The sequence below is a fragment of the Azoarcus sp. L1K30 genome, assembly GCF_018122735.1.
Lineage (GTDB): Bacteria > Pseudomonadota > Gammaproteobacteria > Burkholderiales > Rhodocyclaceae > Parazoarcus.
The window spans coordinates 4,905,864-4,923,083 of the sequence record NZ_JAGRRD010000001.1; the positions used below are offsets into that span (position 1 = coordinate 4,905,864).

The following is a 17,220-nucleotide window of genomic DNA, read 5'->3' on the forward strand; positions in this document are numbered from 1 at the left end:
GCCGTCGAGGGCTCCCGGTTCGATCCGAACGCCGTCGACGCGGTGCCTGACGAGCTGATGCGCGCATATTCCGGGAGTGCCGCTCGCGCGGCGCCCGGGCACTATCGAATACCCACCTTGCGTTGATGCATGCGGACATAGGCCGTGATGTGTGCGACATCATCGGGCGACAAACCGGGTACGGGCTTCATGTCGCCGAAGTTCCAATGATGGGCGCGCGAGCCGCTACCTACCGCGAGTTGAAACGCCATATCGCCGTGATGAGACGGTTCGTAGACCTTGTGCAGAAAGGGCGGGCCTTTTTCCGTCCCCTTCAAATCCGCGCCATGGCACGAGGCGCAGTTTTTCTCGTATAGCGTCTTGCCGGCGGCCGGATTCGGCATCAGGCCGGGCGATGGCCTGGGCACATCGAAGGTTTGCGCCGTTACACCGGCCGAAAGTGCCATCAGCGCAAGCAGCGAGGCAATACCATGGGTTCTTTTCATGTCTGCTTCCATTCAGATCATTGCCGCTCCGCTCCGCCTCGCGGGAGCCGAGCAACAGGGGCACGGCGCCGGATCGGCACGCGTCTGTGTTCGTGGCTGTCCAGCGACACGGACCTGCGATCCCGGGTCTCGACCAGGTCATCGCAGCAGCGTCAGCCACGCGCGGCGTGCCGAACTTCACCGCTTCCGAAGGACCTACCTCGACATCGGCATTGGCGGTACTCCGGCCCCTTGCATGCGTTGCATCATCATCTGCATCATGTCCATGCGCTGCTCCATGTTGTGCATGCGCACCCCCATGTCTGCCGGCGCTCCGCCGCCGCCCATCATTCCCATCATGGCCCCCCCCTGCATCATCGGGCAGTCCGCCGTGCCGCCACGCAGGTTCTGCGCCATGCCGATGTTTTCGCGCATGGTCAGCATGTGCTCTTCCATGGCCTGCGCCCGTTCCTGATCGGTTCTTGCGCCGGCAGCGCGCTGAAGCTGTGCCTGCATGATCTTGAGGTTGTCCTGCATGCGCTCGAACATGGCGCTGGCCGGCTTCTCGACCGCGTCGGCGCCGCGTACGGGATGGTGGTTCGAGTCCGCGAACGCCGGGGCTGCCAGGAGGGCGGACATTGCCAGGATTGTCATTGTCACGGTTTTCATGTTGATGCTCCCTTTGACGACTGGCTTTCAGTTTACGTCCGTCATCCCCACCAAACGCTGACCCGGAGATGACATTGCTGTCATCTTCGGCGCGGTTCAATCTTCACTCTGGCCGCAGGCGGCGCTCAGTCGGTCACCGTCGCGTGACGACCGTTCCGGCTTCCATGTGCTCCGGAACAAGGCAGGCGAAGTCGACGGAGCCCGACTTTTGACGGAGTATCGCCAGTTCCTGCATCAGCCTGTTAGCGCGGCAACACGACCCCGGGCAAGGTGGCCAGGCTTGACATCACGCCGTCCGGCATCGTCGGCAGGCATTCGGGGAGCTGGTTGAAACGATTGCACCACATCACCCGGTAGCCATAGGCTTTGGCTGAGAACGCATCCCAGCTGTTGGACGAAATGAAGCAGCAGCGCCCTGCCGCGACCCCCAGATGCTTCTCGGGCAGGGCATAGACCAGTGGATGTGGCTTGAAAATGCCGACCTCTTCGACCGACAGGATCTTGTCGAAGAAGGGCTTGAGCCTGGCATTGGTAACTGCCGCGGTCAGCATCGCCGGCGAGCCGTTGGACAGAATCACCAGACGCATACCGTCGTCCTTGAGCTGCCGCAGGGTCTCGGCCACTTCCGGATATGCCTGAATGCTCATGTAGGCGGCCATCAGTTGCACCTTGAGTTCGGCGCGGTCGAGGTCGAAGCTGGCCAGTGCAAAGCTCAGGGCCTCGCCGGTGACTTGCCAGAAATCCGCGTGGTGTCCTGCCAGCCCGCGCAACCAGGTGTACTGGAGCTGCTTTGCCCGCCACAAATCCAGCACTGGCTTCGCCTTGTCGCCCAGCGCCGACTCCGCACCTTCGGCCACGCTCGATATGTCGAACAGCGTGCCATAGGCATCGAAAACGCATGCTTCGATTCCCTTCAGTCGCAGTGCCGTCATCGATGAGCTCTCCGTTTCCGGTGTTGATGGTGTCCTGTCAATATCGTTCTCAATCACTATCCATCATCATGGCCTCGATTGGCGCGCGAGTGGCAGCGCCCTGAATCACTCGCGCAATCAGATCGTTGTCGGCCTCGGGTTCGAGTTCGGCAGGGCCTCCCCTGCGTCCGGTGGGCACCGCAAGCGGACGCCCGTCATCTCCTGCTTGCAAATGGTATTCGCCTCCGCAGGAACGGCAATACAGGTCTTCCCCGATTCTGGCCTCGCGGCGTACCACGAGCGTCGGGCCACACATGACGCAGTGTTGTAAGGGTATGCCGTTGTCACTGTGTCCGGCAATATGGTCGAGTGCGCCTGCCTCGCCCAGCGCAATGAAGCGTGTTCCGAGTTCGGCGTCGAACTGCGTGCCGAGACGGCCGCGGATGATGTCGAGTGCCGTCTGAATAGGCATTCCCGCGCGATAGGGACGGGAACTGGTCATCGCATCGAATGCGTCGCAGATGCCGACGAGGCGGCCGTCGAGCGGAATCTCTTCACCTGCCAGCCCGTGAGGGTAGCCACGTCCGTCGGGTGTTTCATGGTGATGCAGTACTGCGGGCAGCACCAGGGCCGCCAAGGGGTGTCCGGCCAGCATTCTGGCACCCACGTCCGGGTGGGTCCTGATCACGGCATATTCTTCATCGCTGAGCCGGTCTGCCTTGCGCAGGATTGCGTCGGGAATGCCGATCTTGCCAAGGTCGTGCAGGAAGCCGCCGATCTCGATACGGGCCAGCGCACCGCCGGTAATGCCCGCGGCCTCGGCCAGCAAGGCGGAATATCTCGACACCCGCCACAGATGGCCTCCGGTGTAGGGATCGCGCGCTTCCACGATCCACGCCATGACCAGAAGGCTTGCAAGCATCGGGGCAGAGGCGTTGGCCGGTGGGCTCGTGCGTGCGCGCATGAAATCGAATAGTCCCATTTTCCTACTCCCTGATCGGCCGACGAGGCCATGTTGCGGCTGGCGGCCAAGGCTTGGGAGCCAGTCGCACCCAGGCCGGTGTGTCCACCCGCGTTGCGCTCAGCTGCGCGGTTTCGAGGCGCTCGGCCAGCGCCGCAAACGGCGCGTCCGCATGCAGCGGGATGCCCCCGGTCGCCAGAAATGCGGTGCGCGTCACGAAGATCGGATATTCGACACCGCAACGGCGATGATTCGTTCCTGTGTTCCGCAGTCGGGCGAGCAGACAACGCCAGGCGCTGCCACTGTAGCGTAGCCCGATACGTCCCCACTCGCAGCTGCTGCCATTCATGGCCTGATCGATCAGCTGGTCGACGAAGTCCGGCAGTACGACGCCCTGGCCGACCAGCAACAACACCCTGCCGCCGGCGAAGGCGGTAGCAACGTTGTATTGCATTGCGGGCGGCCCGGGTACCGAGATGGCACGCACGGCATGGCGCCGAGCCACTGCAAGCGTGTCGTCGGTGCTGCCGCCGTCGACGGCAAGCACCTCCACGCCACATCGGCGCAAGGGGCCGAGAAGCCGCAACTGCGCATAGGCCAGCGCGGCGTCGTTGAACACCGGGACGATGATCGACAGGCGCGGCGCGGAGGCGTCGGTTCCGGCACCGGCATACGGAGGGAATGCGTCGTGCATGCGAACGTGTCCTTGCCGTGTTCAGGCGGCGCGCTCGCGCTCGTACGCCGAATGCCGGGCGAAGATCATGGTCAGATCGGTCATGCCGCTACTGCAAGCACCTGGCTGGCGTGCGTAAGGGGCGCGGGGCGCAAGCGGCTGCATGTCGGATCTCCGCAGACGGGGTTTTGCGCTTGGTCGTTCAGGCGGCGGAAATCCTTACGAAGCGCGCGATGAAGGCACGGTCGATGTGGTCTTTCAGATGCCACACCCAGTTTCCCTCGGCCGACCATCGGCCCCATGACGCGATCGCATGGCGTGGCCCTGTCGCCAGCAGATAGAGCGAGCGGGGGTGCGGTCGATACGTTCGCAGCGCGTTGCCCTCGATGGTCGCTATCAGGTTGTGCGCGAGAATTGGTCCGGCGTGCACGGCATGTACGCCCGAGCGTGCCATGCGCACATCCGCGCGCGCGCAGGTGTCGCCTGCGGCGAAGACGTCGGCATGGGACAGGCTGCGGTGATGCGCGTCCACCAGAATGAAGCCGTGCGCATCGACCGCCAGCCCGCTGCGGCCGAGCCAGCCCAGCGCCCGCGCGCCGGTCGTGGCGATCACCTTGTGTGCCGGAAGCCGGGTGCCGCCGGCAAGCACCAGACCGGCATCGCCTGCGCTGGCGCGCGAACAGTGGAGCGCGATGTTGGTCTTGGCGAGCTGGCGCCGGGCACGGCGGATGACCCCTGGCGCGTGGTCTGGCAGCAATCCCGCTTCCGAAACAATCAGATCGATCTGCGCCGTGCTGCCGTCACGACGGAGTGCGTGGTTTGCCGCGAGCGCCAGTTCCACGCCGGCGGCACCTCCGCCGATCACGCTCAAGCGGAAATCCGGCGTTCGCGACGCGGTGGCCAGCACCTGCGGCCATGCATCGAAGAAATCATCGAGGGGCTTCACCGGCAACAGGCGATCGCCCAGTGCCTGCAGACCGGAGGTATCGGTCTCGCTGCCCACATCGAGCGAAAGCAGGTCGTAGGCCATTGTGCGCCCATTGGCGAGGCGTATGTGGTGCCGGTCTGCATCCATGCCGAGAACATGCTCGGTGATCAGGGTCGCACCGGCGGCTTCAGCCAACGGACGCAGATCGATGCAGCACGCATTCAACGCGTAATGGCCGGCCATCCAGCCCGGCAGCATGCCGGAATAGTATTGAAAGGGCGTGGGGGTGACCAGTGTGATGCGCATGCCCGGCGGCTTTCCGCGCGCGAGCCGCTCCAGCACGGAGAGATGTGCATGTCCGCCACCTGCGAGGACGAGATGCGTCACGTGCAGCGCTGCCCAAGGCACGACAACGGCAGACTAGGCCGGCTGCCGCACGGGGCGTGGGGTGGATCAGCTGGCATATTCATGCCGGATCAGGGGTGATCCTTGCAGGGCAGCGTGGTCGCGAATCTACTGCCCGTGCGTCTACCCGTTCCCGCCCGGTTCATGTCGCCTCCGCCTGCCGTGCCAACCGCAATGCGAGTTCGCGCAGGGCCGCGCCGTCTTCCAGACCGTCGATGAAGCGCCGTGGTATGCCGGACAAGCCAGTCTGAGCACCGATGAGCGCGCCGGTCAGCATGGCGCGGGACAGGTTCTGTCCGCCCCCGTTGATGGCGTGGAGCACGCCGGCTTCGAAGTCGGTGGAGAAACGCGCCCCCAGGTAATAGGCGGCGGGGAGCACATGGTAGATCGCACACGGCATTCCATAGACCAGTGACACCTTCCATGCGGGTTCGATGCAGACGCCGGGGTCTGCCGCTGCCTCGGCGATGAAGGACGGCGTCAGCAAGGCGTCCGGCGAGGCAAAGGAACCCGCCGTCGGGTGTTCCTCCCTGCCGGGGGGGTGCAGCCCGGCGCTGGTGACGGCGTGAAACGGAAGGGCGCCGGACTTCACCAGCCGCATCAGCTTTCCCGACAGCGTCGCATCCAGTGCTTCACCCTGCACCAACTGGGCCAGCACGGCGCCGTAGGCCACTGTCATCGACACCAGCATCGGTTCGATCTGGGTCAACCGGGTGTTGCGTGCCACCGCATCCGCAAGGCGTGCGGGCTGCAGGGCGTAGCGCAGCGCAATGGCCAGCGTCCGCTCGATGGCCTCGGTGGTGTCGGCATGGCCGCCGCATTCACCCCAGGGCCTGCCCTGGTCCACCCTCAAACGCCAGGTCTCGCGGATCGACTGGCTCGTATAGCCGCCCGGCCCCTGCATCGGCGAGCCGTCCAGCAGAGGGAAGACGTCCTTGTCCATGCGACGGCAAAAATCGGCTTCGTCGTATTGGCCGCATTCGACCAGCGAATCCAGCGTGAGCCGCAGCAGAATGCCGGCCTGCGACAGCTCTCCGGCCCGCATGCCTGCATGGTAGCGGCCGGGCCTGGGGGTGGTGTAGCCGGAGATCCAGTCACCATGGTCGCGACGCAAGTCGTCCAGGTCGTAGTACCAGTGCGGTCCCAGTCCCAGCGCGTCGCCGATGAAGGCGCCCATCAGCGCGCCAGCGGCGCGGTCTTGAAAGCGTGAGTTGTCCATGGTGTCGTCCTCGTCTGATCGGTTTCGACCGAAGCACGTCCGGCCCGCGCTGTCAGACCCCGTTGCGGGCGTGGGGTTCGCCTTGTTGCAGCGCACGTGCGATGAAATTGCGCGGAACCCGGGCGCGCGGCACCTTGCCGGTGAACCACTGCCGCACCTCCGTCTCCAGGCCGATGCCGTGCATGTAGTTGTACAGCGCCTTGTTCAGCGCCTTGCCCAAGGCATCGTGATCGACCCCGGTGGGGTCGATGAAGCCGATGTCGTTCTTCGCGAAGTTGCCCGGTGGCAATGGTTCGAGACGCACGCCGTATTCCGCCGGGTTCATGCCCACCGGCGAGTGCACGGTGCAGGCGAAGCGGTGGAAGAAGCCGGACTGGATGCAGCCGGCTTCGAACAGCTGGCGCACGTACTCGAGCGCATCCACGGTGTCATGCACTGTCTGCGTCGGAAAGCCGTACATCAGATAGGCATGGACCAGCACGCCGGCTTCGGCAAAGGCATGGGTGACGCGCGCCACCTGATCCACCGACACGCCCTTCTTCATCAGCTTCAGCAAGCGGTCCGACGCCACCTCGAGCCCGCCCGAAATCGCGATGCAGCCACTGTCGGCCAGCAGCTGGCACAGCTCGGGTGTGAAGGATTTCTCGAAGCGGATATTGCCCCACCACGAGATCGACACCCCGCGCCGCAGCAGCTCTTCCGCGAGCGCCCGCAGGGCCTTGGGGGGGGCCGCCTCGTCGACGAAGTGGAAACCCGTTTGCCCGGTTTCGGCAATGATGGTCTCGATGCGGTCGACCAGCGTGGCGGCCGAGGCGCCGTCGTAGCGCGAGATGTAGTCCAGGCTCACGTCGCAGAAGCTGCACTTCTTCCAGTAGCAGCCGTGGGCCACGGTGAGTTTGTTCCAGCGCCCGTCCGACCACAGCCGGTGCATCGGGTTGAGCATGTCGAGCAGCGACAGGTAGCGGTTCAGCTGCAAGCCGTCCCAGGTCGGGGTGCCGACCTCGGCAAAGGGAATGTCGGGCTCGACCAGGTTGATGTAGCGCACCGCACCGCTGTCGGGTTCGCGCACGAATGTGCGCACCAGGCGCTGGCGTGAGCGCTTGCCTCGCAGGTGCTCGAGCAGGGCCAGCAGCGGGCGCTCGCCGTCGTCCAGGGTGACATAGTCGAAACAGTCGAAGACGCGGGGTTCGCCCAGCTCGCGCAGCTCGGTATTCACATAGCCGCCACCGAGCACGGTGACGATGGCCGGGTTGTGCGCCTTGATCGACTGAGCGATGCGGAAGGCCGCATACACTGCACCGGGGAAGGGCACGGAGATCAGCACCACCTGCGGCGTGTGGCGCGCCAGTGCCTCGAGCGTGAGTGCATGCAGGGCCGTGTCGACCAGGTTCGGATCAGCGGCCAGCGCCTGCGCCAGCGGCTCGAAGGTGGGCTGGCTCAGCGCCAGCGATTCGGCATAGCGGACGAACTCGAAGCGCGGATCGACCGCTTCGCGCAGCACGTCGGCCAGATCGTTGAGATAGAGCGTGGCCAGATGGCGTGCGCGGTCGTGCACGCCGAGCGCGCCGAAGGCCCAGCCCAGCGGATCGCCGCCGTCCGGATCGACATAGGCGTCGAGCGCATCGAAACGCGGCCCTTCGGGCAGAAAGGCGCCGCTGCCGATGCGGTGGGAAAGTGTTGAATCGCGCCCCTGCAGAAAGGCGACCGTCGGTTCGATTGTCGCGTGGTAGCGGTCGAAGTGCTCTAGAAAGCAGGTCACGCTTTCGCTGCGCCGCCGCGCCGGCAGCGCCTGTGCATGGGCACGGATCGCTTCCAGCCCGTCACGCGAGAACAGCCGTAGCACCAGCGCCAGCGCCAGGTCTTCCTGGACTGCATCGACGTCGCGCGAGCGCAGGAAACCGGTGAGATAGGCGGTCGAGGGGTAGGGCGTGTTCAGCTGCGTCATTGGCGGAATGACGGAGAGCACACGCAGTGGGGTTTCGGACATCAGGCTGGGTCTGCAGACGGGTATGGCGCTTTCTACCACGAACTGTTGGTCGTGGGGGCGCCGTCGAGCGGGCGGGGGCACGAGGCGCAGACCGCCGTTCGGTCGCGGCCTGCCGCGTCGCGGTGATGAGCGAAGTCGCCGTGCAGTGCGTCACGTGAGGTCGTGTCGAGTTGGAAAATGTCCACGTGTGCCGATTGTTTGATGCGAAAATCGGCGCCCGGCGCCATCAACCCCGTTCCCGTCGAACCGTGATCCGGGTCGAACGATATTGTTTGATGTGCTCCACGAGCTATTGGCCCATCCGGGCGGTCTGGCACGGCGGGCGGGTGCGTGTCCTTTCAGCCGGTCCGCTTCACCACGCCGGGCATGATGGTCTCATCTGTTTGAATGAACTGCTTGCGCTTCCGATGAGGGCGCGGAGAGAGAAATGAGTGAGTCTGCGGGAACGATGGAAGAACTCTTCGGCTGGGCGTCGCAGGCGGCGCTGTCTGCGGTCAGGACGGAAATCCGCGAGGTCGTCAGCGGCAACAAGTCCGCGCTGGTCGAGGCATTCTACGGCTACATGATGGAAGACGCCGAGGCGTCGCGATTTCTCTCGGTGAAGGCAGTCGAGGCGCATCTCAAGCCCGGACTGGAAATCTGGCTGGAAAGATTGCTGTGCCATCAGACGGCCGAGGAACTCGAAGAGGTGCTTGCGATGCAGCGGCACGTTGGCGAAGTTCACGCGCGTGCGCAAATTCCATTGCAGCTGGTGGCGCGCGGGATGAGGCTCCTCAAGCGCGAGATCAGCGCACGGCTGGTCGTCGGTCACCTGGGTCGGGACGAGAGCGTCCTTGCGGTCATGTGGGTCATTCATCTGATCGACGTTGCATTCGAAACCATGAGTTCGGCCTTCGAGCACTCCAGGGAAGGCGATGTCCGCACCGACGAGGCCTACAGGATGTCTGCAGCGGGGACCAATCTTTCGCTCGACCGCGAGCGCCAGATCGCCGTGCTGCGCGAATGGGAGAGCAGGCTGTTTCGTGCGATGGCAATGGAAATGCCACTTGAAAACGTTTCGTCGCTGCACAGTTCCAGTTTCGGCCTGTGGCTGGACCACAAAGCTGCACTGATCTTCGACAATACCCGCGAGTTGTCGCTGATCGGGGAGTGCGTCGGAAACATCGACGGCGCGGTCTTCCCCGCGCCGGATGGTGCGGCGAGGCCCATCTCCAGTCCTGAAGGACTCCGGGCGCTGATCAAGTCGGTCACGGCCGGCGTCGATCAAATTGTTTACCTGCTCAATGCCATGTTCGATCGCCTGGCCGATCTCGAGGTGGGGCGGGATGTGCTGACGCACCTCTTCAATCGCCGCTTCCTGCCGACTATCATGAAGCGCGAGATCGATCTGAGCCGGCGTACGGGCACGACATTCTGCGTGCTCCTGCTCGACGTCGATCTGTTCAAGGAGGTCAACGACCGCTACGGGCACGATGCGGGAGACAAAGTGCTGCAGAACGTCGCCGGGCTGCTGCTGGCCCAAGTACGCATCAGTGATTTCGTTTTTCGCTACGGCGGCGAGGAATTCCTGATTGTGCTGGCAGAGGTCGATGAGACCAAGGCCCATTTCGTGGCGGAGAAGATACGCCGGAGCGTCGAGGCAAACCCGACCCCATTGTCCGAAGATCGCAAGATTCAGGTCACACTCAGCATCGGACTCGCACAGCATGACGGACATCCCGATTTCTCACGTCTTGTGGAGCGTGCCGACAAGGCGCTCTATCAGGCCAAGGCATCGGGCCGAAATCGCACCGTCGTCGCCGCTTCCTGAGCGCCGCGTATGCCGCAAGGGGTTTGGCCCGCGGCGTGGATCCGCGTCGTCAGCCATAGCGCATCGGAATAGCAGCTAGTGCGATGTCGCGCCTGCAGGCGCCTGCGAAGACTGCGATAATGGAACGCCTGTGCGCGCACACGACCGGCGTCGTCTCCATGTCATCTCCCCTTGTTGTCCTGATTCTGTCCCTGCTGCTGGGGGTCCAGCCGGTCACGACCGATCTCTATCTCCCGGCCTTGCCTGCACTCACCGAGGGGCTCGGGGCGTCGGTGGCGCAGGCACAGCTCACGCTGTCCGCCTTGCTGCTGGCGTTCGGCATGTCGCAACTGGTGTGGGGGCCGGTCTCGGATCGTTTCGGACGCCGGCCGGTCCTGCTCGCGGGATTGTGCGCATACGTCCTGGCCGCGGTCGGCAGCGCGTTTGCACCGACGATGGCTGTACTGATCGTCTGGCGAACCGTACAGGGTGCAGCGATGGGCGCCGCGGTCATGTGCGCGCGTGCGATCGTACGTGACCTCTATTCGCCCGAGGCGGGCGCGCGCGCCATGAGCAAGGGCTTGTCCGGTCTCGGTGTGATTGCCTGTCTTGGCGCGCCGCTCGGCGGTCTGATTGCCAGGTTCGTGGACTGGCGGCTGGTGCTGCTGGTGCCGGCACTGTTCACCGCCGTCACGCTCGGCGTGGTGCTCATGCGCTTTCAGGAGACCGTGCTCAATCCGGACCGCAAGGCACTGCAGCCGGCGCATCTGTTGCGAACCTGGGGCGGCATTCTCCGGCACCCTGTGTTCTGGGCCTTCGCGTTGCTGTCGATGAGCTCCTATGGCGGGCTATTCACTTTCCTCGCGTCGTCCTCCTTTGTTTTCATCAAGCTGAAGGGCCTGTCGACCTTCGCCTACGGTGCGGTGATGCTGTCGATGTCCGCTTCCTACCTGCTCGGCACCTTCATGTGTCGCCGTCTGCTGATCCGTTTCGGCGTTCACCGGACGGTTGCCATCGGCGGCCTGTTCTCGGTAGTCGGTGGCAGCCTGATGGGCGTGTTCGGCTTCGTCGGCATGACCAGCGGCTGGGCGATCATGGTGCCGGTCTATCTGTTCATGCTCGGCCACGGCGTGCATCAGCCTTGCGGCCAGAGCGGTGCCATCGGGCCGTTTCCGGCCTCGGCAGGCGCGGCCTCCGCGCTGAGCGGATTCCTCATGATGGTGGCCGCTTTCGGCATGGGGCACTGGCTGGGCGCACATCTGGCACTCGAGGGCTCGGCCATGCCGCTCATCAATGGCATGTGGTTCTGGGGCGTGGTGACGGCGGCGGTGGCCTGGGGGCTGGTGGGGCGGCTGCCGCGTGCAACACCTTAGTTCGCCGGCTCGTCGGCGGTGCAACTGTTGGTTATGATGTTCGCTTTTCCCGAGACGACCTCATCCTGGTGACTGGCCGACCCATGTGTCCGGTCCAGGCGGTGGAAGGTGGAGCACGAGATGAATGACTCTTCGGCATTTCCGGTCGAGGCCTATCTTCGGCGGATCGGCTTGGCGCAGCTGCCCGCACCGACCGCAGCGGGCCTCGCGCAACTGGTCCGCGCGCAATTGCATGGCATCGCTTTCGAAAACCTGGATGTGCTTGCCGGGGAAGAGGTGGCGGTCGATTTGTCTGCCGTGTGTGCAAAGATCCTCGCGCGCGGTCGCGGCGGCTATTGCTTCGAGCTCAATGCCTTGCTCGCCGAGGCGCTGCGTGTGGCGGGCTTCGAGTTCGAGTTGCGCATGTCGCGCGTGAGCTTCGGGCGTCCCGCACCGGGGCCACGCACGCACTTGTTGATGGTCGTTCGCATCGATGGCGAACAGTGGCTGGCGGACGCCGGGTTCGGCGGTCCCGCGCCGTTTGGCACTGTGCCCTTGCGCGCGAACGAGTGTTTCGCGGTGGAGGATCGTGAGTTCCGCTTCCTGCCCGAGACCGGCGGTCATCTGCACCTGCAGTCGCGCGAGCCCGGCACGGCATGGGCAAACGTCTATTGCATCGATCCCGGTGCAGTCCTGCCGCTGGATGTCGAGATGGCCAACCACTTCGTGTCGACCTGGCCGCGTTCGCCCTTCCGGCGCATGTTCATGGTTCAGCGTCAGGGGCCGGATTCGGTCTGCGCCATCGACGGGCTGGCGCTGATCACGCGCGAACGCTCGTCGGACGCCACGCTGCGGCGCCGCCTCGAGGGTGCGACGGATTTGCGCAATGTACTGGCGAATGTCTTCGGAATCTCGGTATCGGACGCGCTGGCGTCGCGCGCCTGGTCAAGGGCGAGCGAATGCGCCGACGACTGATGTCGGCGGATGTGCGGGGCTGACGCCTCGGCAGCGGTCGGAATCAGGATGTCGACAGCGCTTGCGCCGCCTTCCATCCTTCCTCGAATGCACGTTGCGCATCGAGTTCGCCCGCGCGTGCAGCACCGCCGATGACCTGTACACGCACGCCGTGCCGGGCGAGCTCGTCGGCAAGCGCACGTTCGGACGCCTGCCCCGCGCAGACGACGATGGTGTCCACGTCGAGGCAAAGTGTCTCGCCGTCACGGCGGAGGTGCAGCCCGGCATCGTCTATGCCCAGGTATTCGACGCCGTCCAGCTGGGTGACGCTGGCCTCGGCGAGTTCGCGCCGCAACACCCAGCCTGTGGTCTTGCCCAAGGTCTTGCCGAACGGTCCCGGGGACCGCTTGAGCATCCAGATTCGGCGTTCGGTCGCAGGTCCGCGGCCATCCTGGTGCCAGCGCGCGAGATAGGTGTCGAGTCTCTCCGCGCCATGCTGGCCGATCAGCCACGCGGCGACATCGAAACCGATGCCGCCTCCGCCGATGATCGCCACCCGCCGTCCTGCAGGCGCATGACCGTCAAGCAGTGCCTCGTAGCCGACCACGCTGGGGTGGTCGATGCCGGGGATGTCAGGGCGGCGCGGGCGGATGCCGGTGGCGACGATGACATCCTCGAAGCCTTGCGCCGCCAGGGCTTCGGCGTCGACCTGGCAGTCCGCGCGCAGTTCGCCGCCGGCATCGGCAAGCAGGGCGAGGTAGGCATTGACCACTTCGCGGTAATCGGCCTTGCCGGGCACCTGCGCAGCCAGCCGGAACTGGCCACCGGCTTGCTCTGCGGCTTCGAACAGCGTCACCCGATGTCCCGCCTCGGCGGCGGCAAGGGCGGCCGCGAGGCCCGCGGGTCCGGCGCCGACGACGGCGACCTTGCGCGAGCGGTCAGTCACGATCGGGGTGAACTCCGTTTCGCGGCCGGCACGCGGATTGACCATGCAGCTCACCGCTGCACCGGTGAAATAGTGATCGAGGCAGGCCTGGTTGCAGGCGATGCACGGGATGATGGTGTCCGCGCGCCCCAATTCAGCCTTGCGCACGAACGCGGGGTCGGCAAGAAAGGGGCGGGCGAGTGCGACCAGGTCGGCGTCGCCGCGGGCGACGACAGCGTCGGCCACCTCCGGGGTGTTGATACGGTTCGAGGCGGCGACCGGGATGTCGAGTTCGCGGCGCAGGCGTCCGACCATGGTGGAGAACAAAGCGGGCGGCACCGTTTGTTGCACCGTGGGCACCGATGATTCGTGCCAGCCCACCCCGGTGCTGAGGACATCGACGCCGGCTGCGGCAAGCGCTTTCGCCATCGCGACCGTCTCCTGCCATGCCAGGCCGCCGTCAACGAGATCGAGGATGGAGAGCCGGAACATCAACAGGCGGTCGGGGCCGATCGCGGCGCGAACGCGGCGCACGACCTCCACTGCGAGCCGGATGCGATTGTGAAGCGGGCCGCCCCAGTCGTCCTCGCGGTGGTTGGTGCATGCGGCGGCGAACTGCGACAACAGATAGCCTTCCGACCCCATGATCTCGACGCCGTCGTAGCCGGCCGTGACGGCCAGTGTGGCGCAGTGCGCATAGTCGTCGATCGTCTGGTGGATGTCGGCGTCCGTCATCTCGCGCGGCACCGTGCGCGAGATCGGCGCGCGGATGGGGGATGGCGCCACGATGTCACCATGCATGCCGTAGCGGCCGCTGTGCAGGATTTGCAGCAGCAGCTTGCCGCCGGCCGCATGGACTGCGGCCGTGACCGGGCGATGCTCGGCGATCTGGGCTTCGCTGTTGAAGTAGCCCGGCCCGGCTTTCATGCGGCCCGCCGGGTTGGGTGAATAGCCGCCGGTGACCATCAGTGCGGCGCCGAGCCGGGCGCGTTCAGCGTAGAAGGCGGCGAGCGCGGCCACGCCAGTGGCTCCCGTCTCCTCCAGGTTGGTGTGCATCGAGCCCATGATGATGCGATTGGGCAGCGTGAACGGGCCGAGCGCGAGCGGGCGGAACAGTGCGGGATAGTGCATTGGATCGAGCGGGTCGGGTCAGGTGCCCGATTGTGCCCCGAAACCGATCGGGGCCGGTGCCAGGCTCAGAATCTTCTGGTACATCGCTTCTGCCTCTTCCTTGGGCTTGACGCCGAACAGGGGATTGTCGTTTTCCTCGAAGGCGGCGTCGATGTCCTTCCAGTCGTCCGCCGTCAGCACACGCTCCGCCAGCGGCAGCAGCTGCTCCTCCTCGGTCTGCAGGTGCCCCCACTCGAGTTCGGCATAGCGTTCGGCGGCCTCGAAGAAGCGTTCCCGGGCGCCGTCGTCGCCATGCTGAAAGGCGAGCAGGTGCAGCTTGAGCGTCTCCACCATCGGATAGCCGAGTTGGTGCTCACGCTCGAGTCTGGCGATCAGGGCATCGCCATCTTTCGTGCGCCGCTTCACGGCGGCAAACAGGAACTTGTCCTCCTTGGGATGGTGCCAGCGGTCGGGATAGGAGACGATGTAATCCAGGATCGCTTTCAGCAGCGGGAAATTGGGTGCTGTGCCCTTGCGCATGTTCTTCACCAGATAGCGCAGCGAATAGAGCACGGCACTGATGGCGAGGTGTTCGTCCTTGATGATCTGGATGGCGTTGGGTCTCATGATGGGCCTCTGGTTCAGCGGGCGCGAAGCGCCTCGGCAATGTCGGAAGTCAGGTGGCGCTGCTGGCCGAGCGCCTCGGTAATCTGGGTCACTACCTGGATGCGGCGGCCCGCGCCGGCCCGGATCTCGTCCATGGCAGCGATGGCGCTGCGGCTCGCCGCCGAGCCGGTGACGACGATCTGGTCGGCCTGTTGCATCGCATCCGAGGCGTCGCGCGAGATGCGGGCGATCTGCCCGGCGATCTCGCCGATCTGTTCGCTGGCGACCTTGGCCTGTTCGGCAAGCTTGCGCACTTCATCGGCCACGACTGCGAAGCCGCGACCGGCCTCTCCGGCCCGCGCCGCCTCGATGGCGGCATTGAGCGAGAGCAGGTTGGTCTGGTCGGAAATCTGCTTGATCGTCTGCACGATGGCACCGATGCGGCCGGACTGGCCCGACAGCGTGTCGAGATCGCGTTCGGCGCGCTCGATGGAGGCGCCCATGCGTTCGATCTCGGCGCCGGCTTCGGTCATGCGCGCCGCACCGGCCGCGACGCAGGCGCCGCTGGCCTTGGCGAGTTCGTTGGCCGTCGCCATGTCGGACAGGGTCTGGTCGATGCTGGCGAGCAGGGCCGAGGTGCGTGCCGTCGCAAGGTCGATATCGATCGCGGGCGCAGGCGGGGGTGGTGCATCGACTGCAGCGGACTTCAGCGCGTCTTCCAGGCGCAGGTCGAGCGCACGGTTTTCATTGCGCACTGCGTGCAGTTCCTTGTCCAGCGCGGCGAGGCGCCGTTCGTAAGCGGCGCTGCTGCGCCGGGTGACGATGACCGCGCCGAGGAATGCGCTCGCTGCCAGTGCAATGAGGCCACCGAGCGTCGGATTGTGCTGCATGGCGATGGCCGCGATCGTCAGGATGACGCCCAGCAAGGTGGCGAGCGTGGCCGGTCTGCGCAGTCCCTGTTCCATGTCCTGTCCTCCTTCAGATGCGTTCGATGGCAAGGGCGATACCCTGCCCGACGCCGATGCACATGGTCGCCAGGCCAAGACGCCCACCGCTGGTTTCGAGCTGGTTGAGCGCGGTGGTCACCAGTCGGGCGCCCGATGCGCCCAGCGGGTGGCCGATGGAAATGGCGCCGCCGTTCGGATTCACTTGCGCAGCGCCATCGGGCAGCCCGAGCTGGCGGGTGACGGCGAGCGCCTGCGCGGCAAAGGCTTCATTGAGCTCGATGACGTCGAAGGCGTCGATTTTCAAGCCGAGGCGCTCGATCAGCTTGCGGGTGGCGGGCGCCGGGCCAATCCCCATGATGCGGGGCGGCACGCCGGCCGCGGCCGAGCCGAGGATGCGCGCGCGCGGGGTCAGGCCGTGGCGCTTCACCGCGTCCTCGGATGCGAGCAGCACCGCCGCGGCGCCGTCGTTGACGCCGGAGGCGTTGCCCGCGGTCACCGAGCCATCGGCGCGGACCACGCCCTTGAGCTTCGCCAGCATCTCCAGCGTGGTGTCGGGGCGGGGGTGCTCGTCCGTGCTCATGCGGAGCGGATCGCCTTTCCTGCGCGGGATGTCCACCGCAACGATCTCGCGCGCGAAGAAGCCGCGTTCGGCCGCGGCAGCCCAGCGCAGCTGCGAGCGCAACGCGAAGGCGTCCTGGTCGGCACGGCTGACATTGAATTCGGTGGCGACGTTCTCCGCGGTCTCCGGCATCGAATCGACGCCGTGAGCCGCCTTCATCAGCGGATTGACGAAGCGCCAGCCGATGGTGGTGTCCTCGATCTTCGCACTGCGCGAGAAGGCGGTATCGGCCTTGCCCATGACGAAGGGCGCGCGGCTCATGCTCTCGACACCACCCGCAATCATGAGCTGGGTTTCGCCGGCAGCGATCGCTCGCGCGGCACTGCCGATGGCGTCCAGGCTGGAGCCGCACAGGCGATTGACGGTGCTGCCGGGGACCTCGACCGGCAGGCCGGCGAGCAGCGCGGCCATGCGGGCGACATTACGGTTGTCCTCACCGGCCTGGTTGGCACAGCCGTAGATGACGTCGTCCACCTGTGCCCAGTCGACGCCGGCGTTGCGCGCCATCAAGGCCTTGATCGGCAGCGCGGCGAGATCGTCGGCGCGCATGGAGGAGAGCATGCCGCCGTAGCGGCCGAACGGGGTGCGGATGGCATCGCACAGGTAGACGGTAGCGGTCATCTTGATATCGGCAGCCTGTCAGTCAGTAAAAGAGGGGGCACGTTGCCGTGCCCGCCTGAAAGAGAGAGTTGAAACAACCC

General features: G+C 65.5%; 16 protein-coding genes. 3 read left to right on the forward strand and 13 right to left on the reverse strand.

The window, feature by feature from the left end; translation table 11 throughout:
* Nucleotides 1-101 precede the first annotated feature (101 nt).
* The 9 genes from J5J83_RS22550 to J5J83_RS22585 form a co-directional block, all read right to left on the reverse strand.
* Entirely contained in the window at nucleotides 102-497 is a 396-nt protein-coding gene (locus J5J83_RS22550) for a cytochrome c (protein ID WP_212352569.1), read from the reverse strand.
* A 183-nt stretch (nucleotides 498-680) separates the two neighbouring features.
* Entirely contained in the window at nucleotides 681-1,133 is a 453-nt protein-coding gene (locus J5J83_RS22555; protein WP_212352571.1) for a hypothetical protein, read from the reverse strand.
* A 242-nt stretch (nucleotides 1,134-1,375) separates the two neighbouring features.
* Entirely contained in the window at nucleotides 1,376-2,065 is a 690-nt protein-coding gene (locus tag J5J83_RS22560) for a haloacid dehalogenase type II (RefSeq protein WP_212352579.1), read from the reverse strand.
* A 49-nt stretch (nucleotides 2,066-2,114) separates the two neighbouring features.
* Nucleotides 2,115-3,026: an HD domain-containing phosphohydrolase gene (locus tag J5J83_RS22565; protein WP_212352581.1), complete on the reverse strand. Its 912-nt coding sequence runs from the start codon at nucleotides 3,024-3,026 to the stop codon at nucleotides 2,115-2,117.
* 4 nt (nucleotides 3,027-3,030) lie between these two features.
* A complete protein-coding gene (locus J5J83_RS22570; RefSeq protein ID WP_212352583.1) occupies nucleotides 3,031-3,699 on the reverse strand; it encodes a hypothetical protein in 669 nt (222 codons plus the stop codon).
* Nucleotides 3,700-3,720: 21 nt separating this feature from the next.
* Complete coding sequence (locus J5J83_RS23205) at nucleotides 3,721-3,843, reverse strand: hypothetical protein (RefSeq protein WP_282959143.1); 123 nt, start codon at nucleotides 3,841-3,843, stop codon at nucleotides 3,721-3,723.
* 37 nt (nucleotides 3,844-3,880) lie between these two features.
* Nucleotides 3,881-4,993 (reverse strand): FAD-dependent oxidoreductase, encoded by a 1,113-nt coding sequence (locus J5J83_RS22575; protein WP_212352585.1) that lies wholly within the window; start codon nucleotides 4,991-4,993, stop codon nucleotides 3,881-3,883.
* A 160-nt stretch (nucleotides 4,994-5,153) separates the two neighbouring features.
* A complete protein-coding gene (locus J5J83_RS22580; protein ID WP_212352587.1) occupies nucleotides 5,154-6,230 on the reverse strand; it encodes an ADP-ribosylglycohydrolase family protein in 1,077 nt (358 codons plus the stop codon).
* 52 nt (nucleotides 6,231-6,282) lie between these two features.
* Nucleotides 6,283-8,217 carry a radical SAM protein gene (locus tag J5J83_RS22585; RefSeq protein WP_212352589.1) on the reverse strand — a complete coding sequence of 645 codons (1,935 nt, stop codon included), beginning with the start codon at nucleotides 8,215-8,217 and terminating at the stop codon, nucleotides 6,283-6,285.
* Nucleotides 8,218-8,644: 427 nt separating this feature from the next.
* Here J5J83_RS22585 and J5J83_RS22590 point away from each other — a divergent pair, with 427 nt between their 5' ends.
* The 3 genes from J5J83_RS22590 to J5J83_RS22600 all read left to right on the forward strand — a co-directional run bounded on the left by J5J83_RS22590 (nucleotide 8,645) and on the right by J5J83_RS22600 (nucleotide 12,333).
* On the forward strand, nucleotides 8,645-10,027 hold the full coding sequence (locus J5J83_RS22590; RefSeq protein WP_212352591.1) for a GGDEF domain-containing protein: 1,383 nt from the start codon (nucleotides 8,645-8,647) through the stop codon (nucleotides 10,025-10,027).
* Nucleotides 10,028-10,185: 158 nt separating this feature from the next.
* Nucleotides 10,186-11,379 (forward strand): Bcr/CflA family efflux MFS transporter, encoded by a 1,194-nt coding sequence (locus J5J83_RS22595; RefSeq protein ID WP_212352593.1) that lies wholly within the window; start codon nucleotides 10,186-10,188, stop codon nucleotides 11,377-11,379.
* A 120-nt stretch (nucleotides 11,380-11,499) separates the two neighbouring features.
* The gene (locus J5J83_RS22600) at nucleotides 11,500-12,333 is read left to right on the forward strand and encodes an arylamine N-acetyltransferase (RefSeq protein WP_212352595.1); all 834 of its coding nucleotides are present in this window, start codon (nucleotides 11,500-11,502) and stop codon (nucleotides 12,331-12,333) included.
* 43 nt (nucleotides 12,334-12,376) lie between these two features.
* On the opposite strand, the gene J5J83_RS22605 is transcribed toward J5J83_RS22600, so the two are convergent.
* Genes J5J83_RS22605 through pcaF form a run of 4 tightly spaced genes read right to left on the reverse strand, consistent with a single transcriptional unit; the run spans nucleotide 12,377 to nucleotide 17,140 of the window.
* Complete coding sequence (locus tag J5J83_RS22605; RefSeq protein WP_212352597.1) at nucleotides 12,377-14,368, reverse strand: NADPH-dependent 2,4-dienoyl-CoA reductase; 1,992 nt, start codon at nucleotides 14,366-14,368, stop codon at nucleotides 12,377-12,379.
* A gap of 18 nt (nucleotides 14,369-14,386) precedes the next feature.
* Nucleotides 14,387-14,974: a hemerythrin domain-containing protein gene (locus J5J83_RS22610; protein ID WP_212352599.1), complete on the reverse strand. Its 588-nt coding sequence runs from the start codon at nucleotides 14,972-14,974 to the stop codon at nucleotides 14,387-14,389.
* Nucleotides 14,975-14,988: 14 nt separating this feature from the next.
* Entirely contained in the window at nucleotides 14,989-15,918 is a 930-nt protein-coding gene (locus J5J83_RS23210) for a methyl-accepting chemotaxis protein (protein WP_212352601.1), read from the reverse strand.
* 13 nt (nucleotides 15,919-15,931) lie between these two features.
* Nucleotides 15,932-17,140: a 3-oxoadipyl-CoA thiolase gene (gene pcaF / locus J5J83_RS22620; protein WP_212352603.1), complete on the reverse strand. Its 1,209-nt coding sequence runs from the start codon at nucleotides 17,138-17,140 to the stop codon at nucleotides 15,932-15,934.
* Between the last annotated feature and the right edge of the window lie 80 nt (nucleotides 17,141-17,220).

Coding starts and splice junctions, on each gene's coding strand:
- J5J83_RS22550 (WP_212352569.1), bottom strand. CDS start 497: ATGGAAGCAGACATGAAAAGAACCCATGGTATTGCCTCGCTGCTTGCG.
- J5J83_RS22555 (WP_212352571.1), bottom strand. CDS start 1,133: ATGAAAACCGTGACAATGACAATCCTGGCAATGTCCGCCCTCCTGGCA.
- J5J83_RS22560 (WP_212352579.1), bottom strand. CDS start 2,065: ATGACGGCACTGCGACTGAAGGGAATCGAAGCATGCGTTTTCGATGCC.
- J5J83_RS22565 (WP_212352581.1), bottom strand. CDS start 3,026: ATGGGACTATTCGATTTCATGCGCGCACGCACGAGCCCACCGGCCAAC.
- J5J83_RS22570 (WP_212352583.1), bottom strand. CDS start 3,699: ATGCACGACGCATTCCCTCCGTATGCCGGTGCCGGAACCGACGCCTCC.
- J5J83_RS23205 (WP_282959143.1), bottom strand. CDS start 3,843: ATGCAGCCGCTTGCGCCCCGCGCCCCTTACGCACGCCAGCCAGGTGCT.
- J5J83_RS22580 (WP_212352587.1), bottom strand. CDS start 6,230: ATGGACAACTCACGCTTTCAAGACCGCGCCGCTGGCGCGCTGATGGGC.
- J5J83_RS22585 (WP_212352589.1), bottom strand. CDS start 8,217: ATGTCCGAAACCCCACTGCGTGTGCTCTCCGTCATTCCGCCAATGACG.
- J5J83_RS22590 (WP_212352591.1), top strand. CDS start 8,645: ATGAGTGAGTCTGCGGGAACGATGGAAGAACTCTTCGGCTGGGCGTCG.
- J5J83_RS22595 (WP_212352593.1), top strand. CDS start 10,186: ATGTCATCTCCCCTTGTTGTCCTGATTCTGTCCCTGCTGCTGGGGGTC.
- J5J83_RS22600 (WP_212352595.1), top strand. CDS start 11,500: ATGAATGACTCTTCGGCATTTCCGGTCGAGGCCTATCTTCGGCGGATC.
- J5J83_RS22605 (WP_212352597.1), bottom strand. CDS start 14,368: ATGCACTATCCCGCACTGTTCCGCCCGCTCGCGCTCGGCCCGTTCACG.
- J5J83_RS22610 (WP_212352599.1), bottom strand. CDS start 14,974: ATGAGACCCAACGCCATCCAGATCATCAAGGACGAACACCTCGCCATC.
- J5J83_RS23210 (WP_212352601.1), bottom strand. CDS start 15,918: ATGGAACAGGGACTGCGCAGACCGGCCACGCTCGCCACCTTGCTGGGC.
- pcaF (WP_212352603.1), bottom strand. CDS start 17,140: ATGACCGCTACCGTCTACCTGTGCGATGCCATCCGCACCCCGTTCGGC.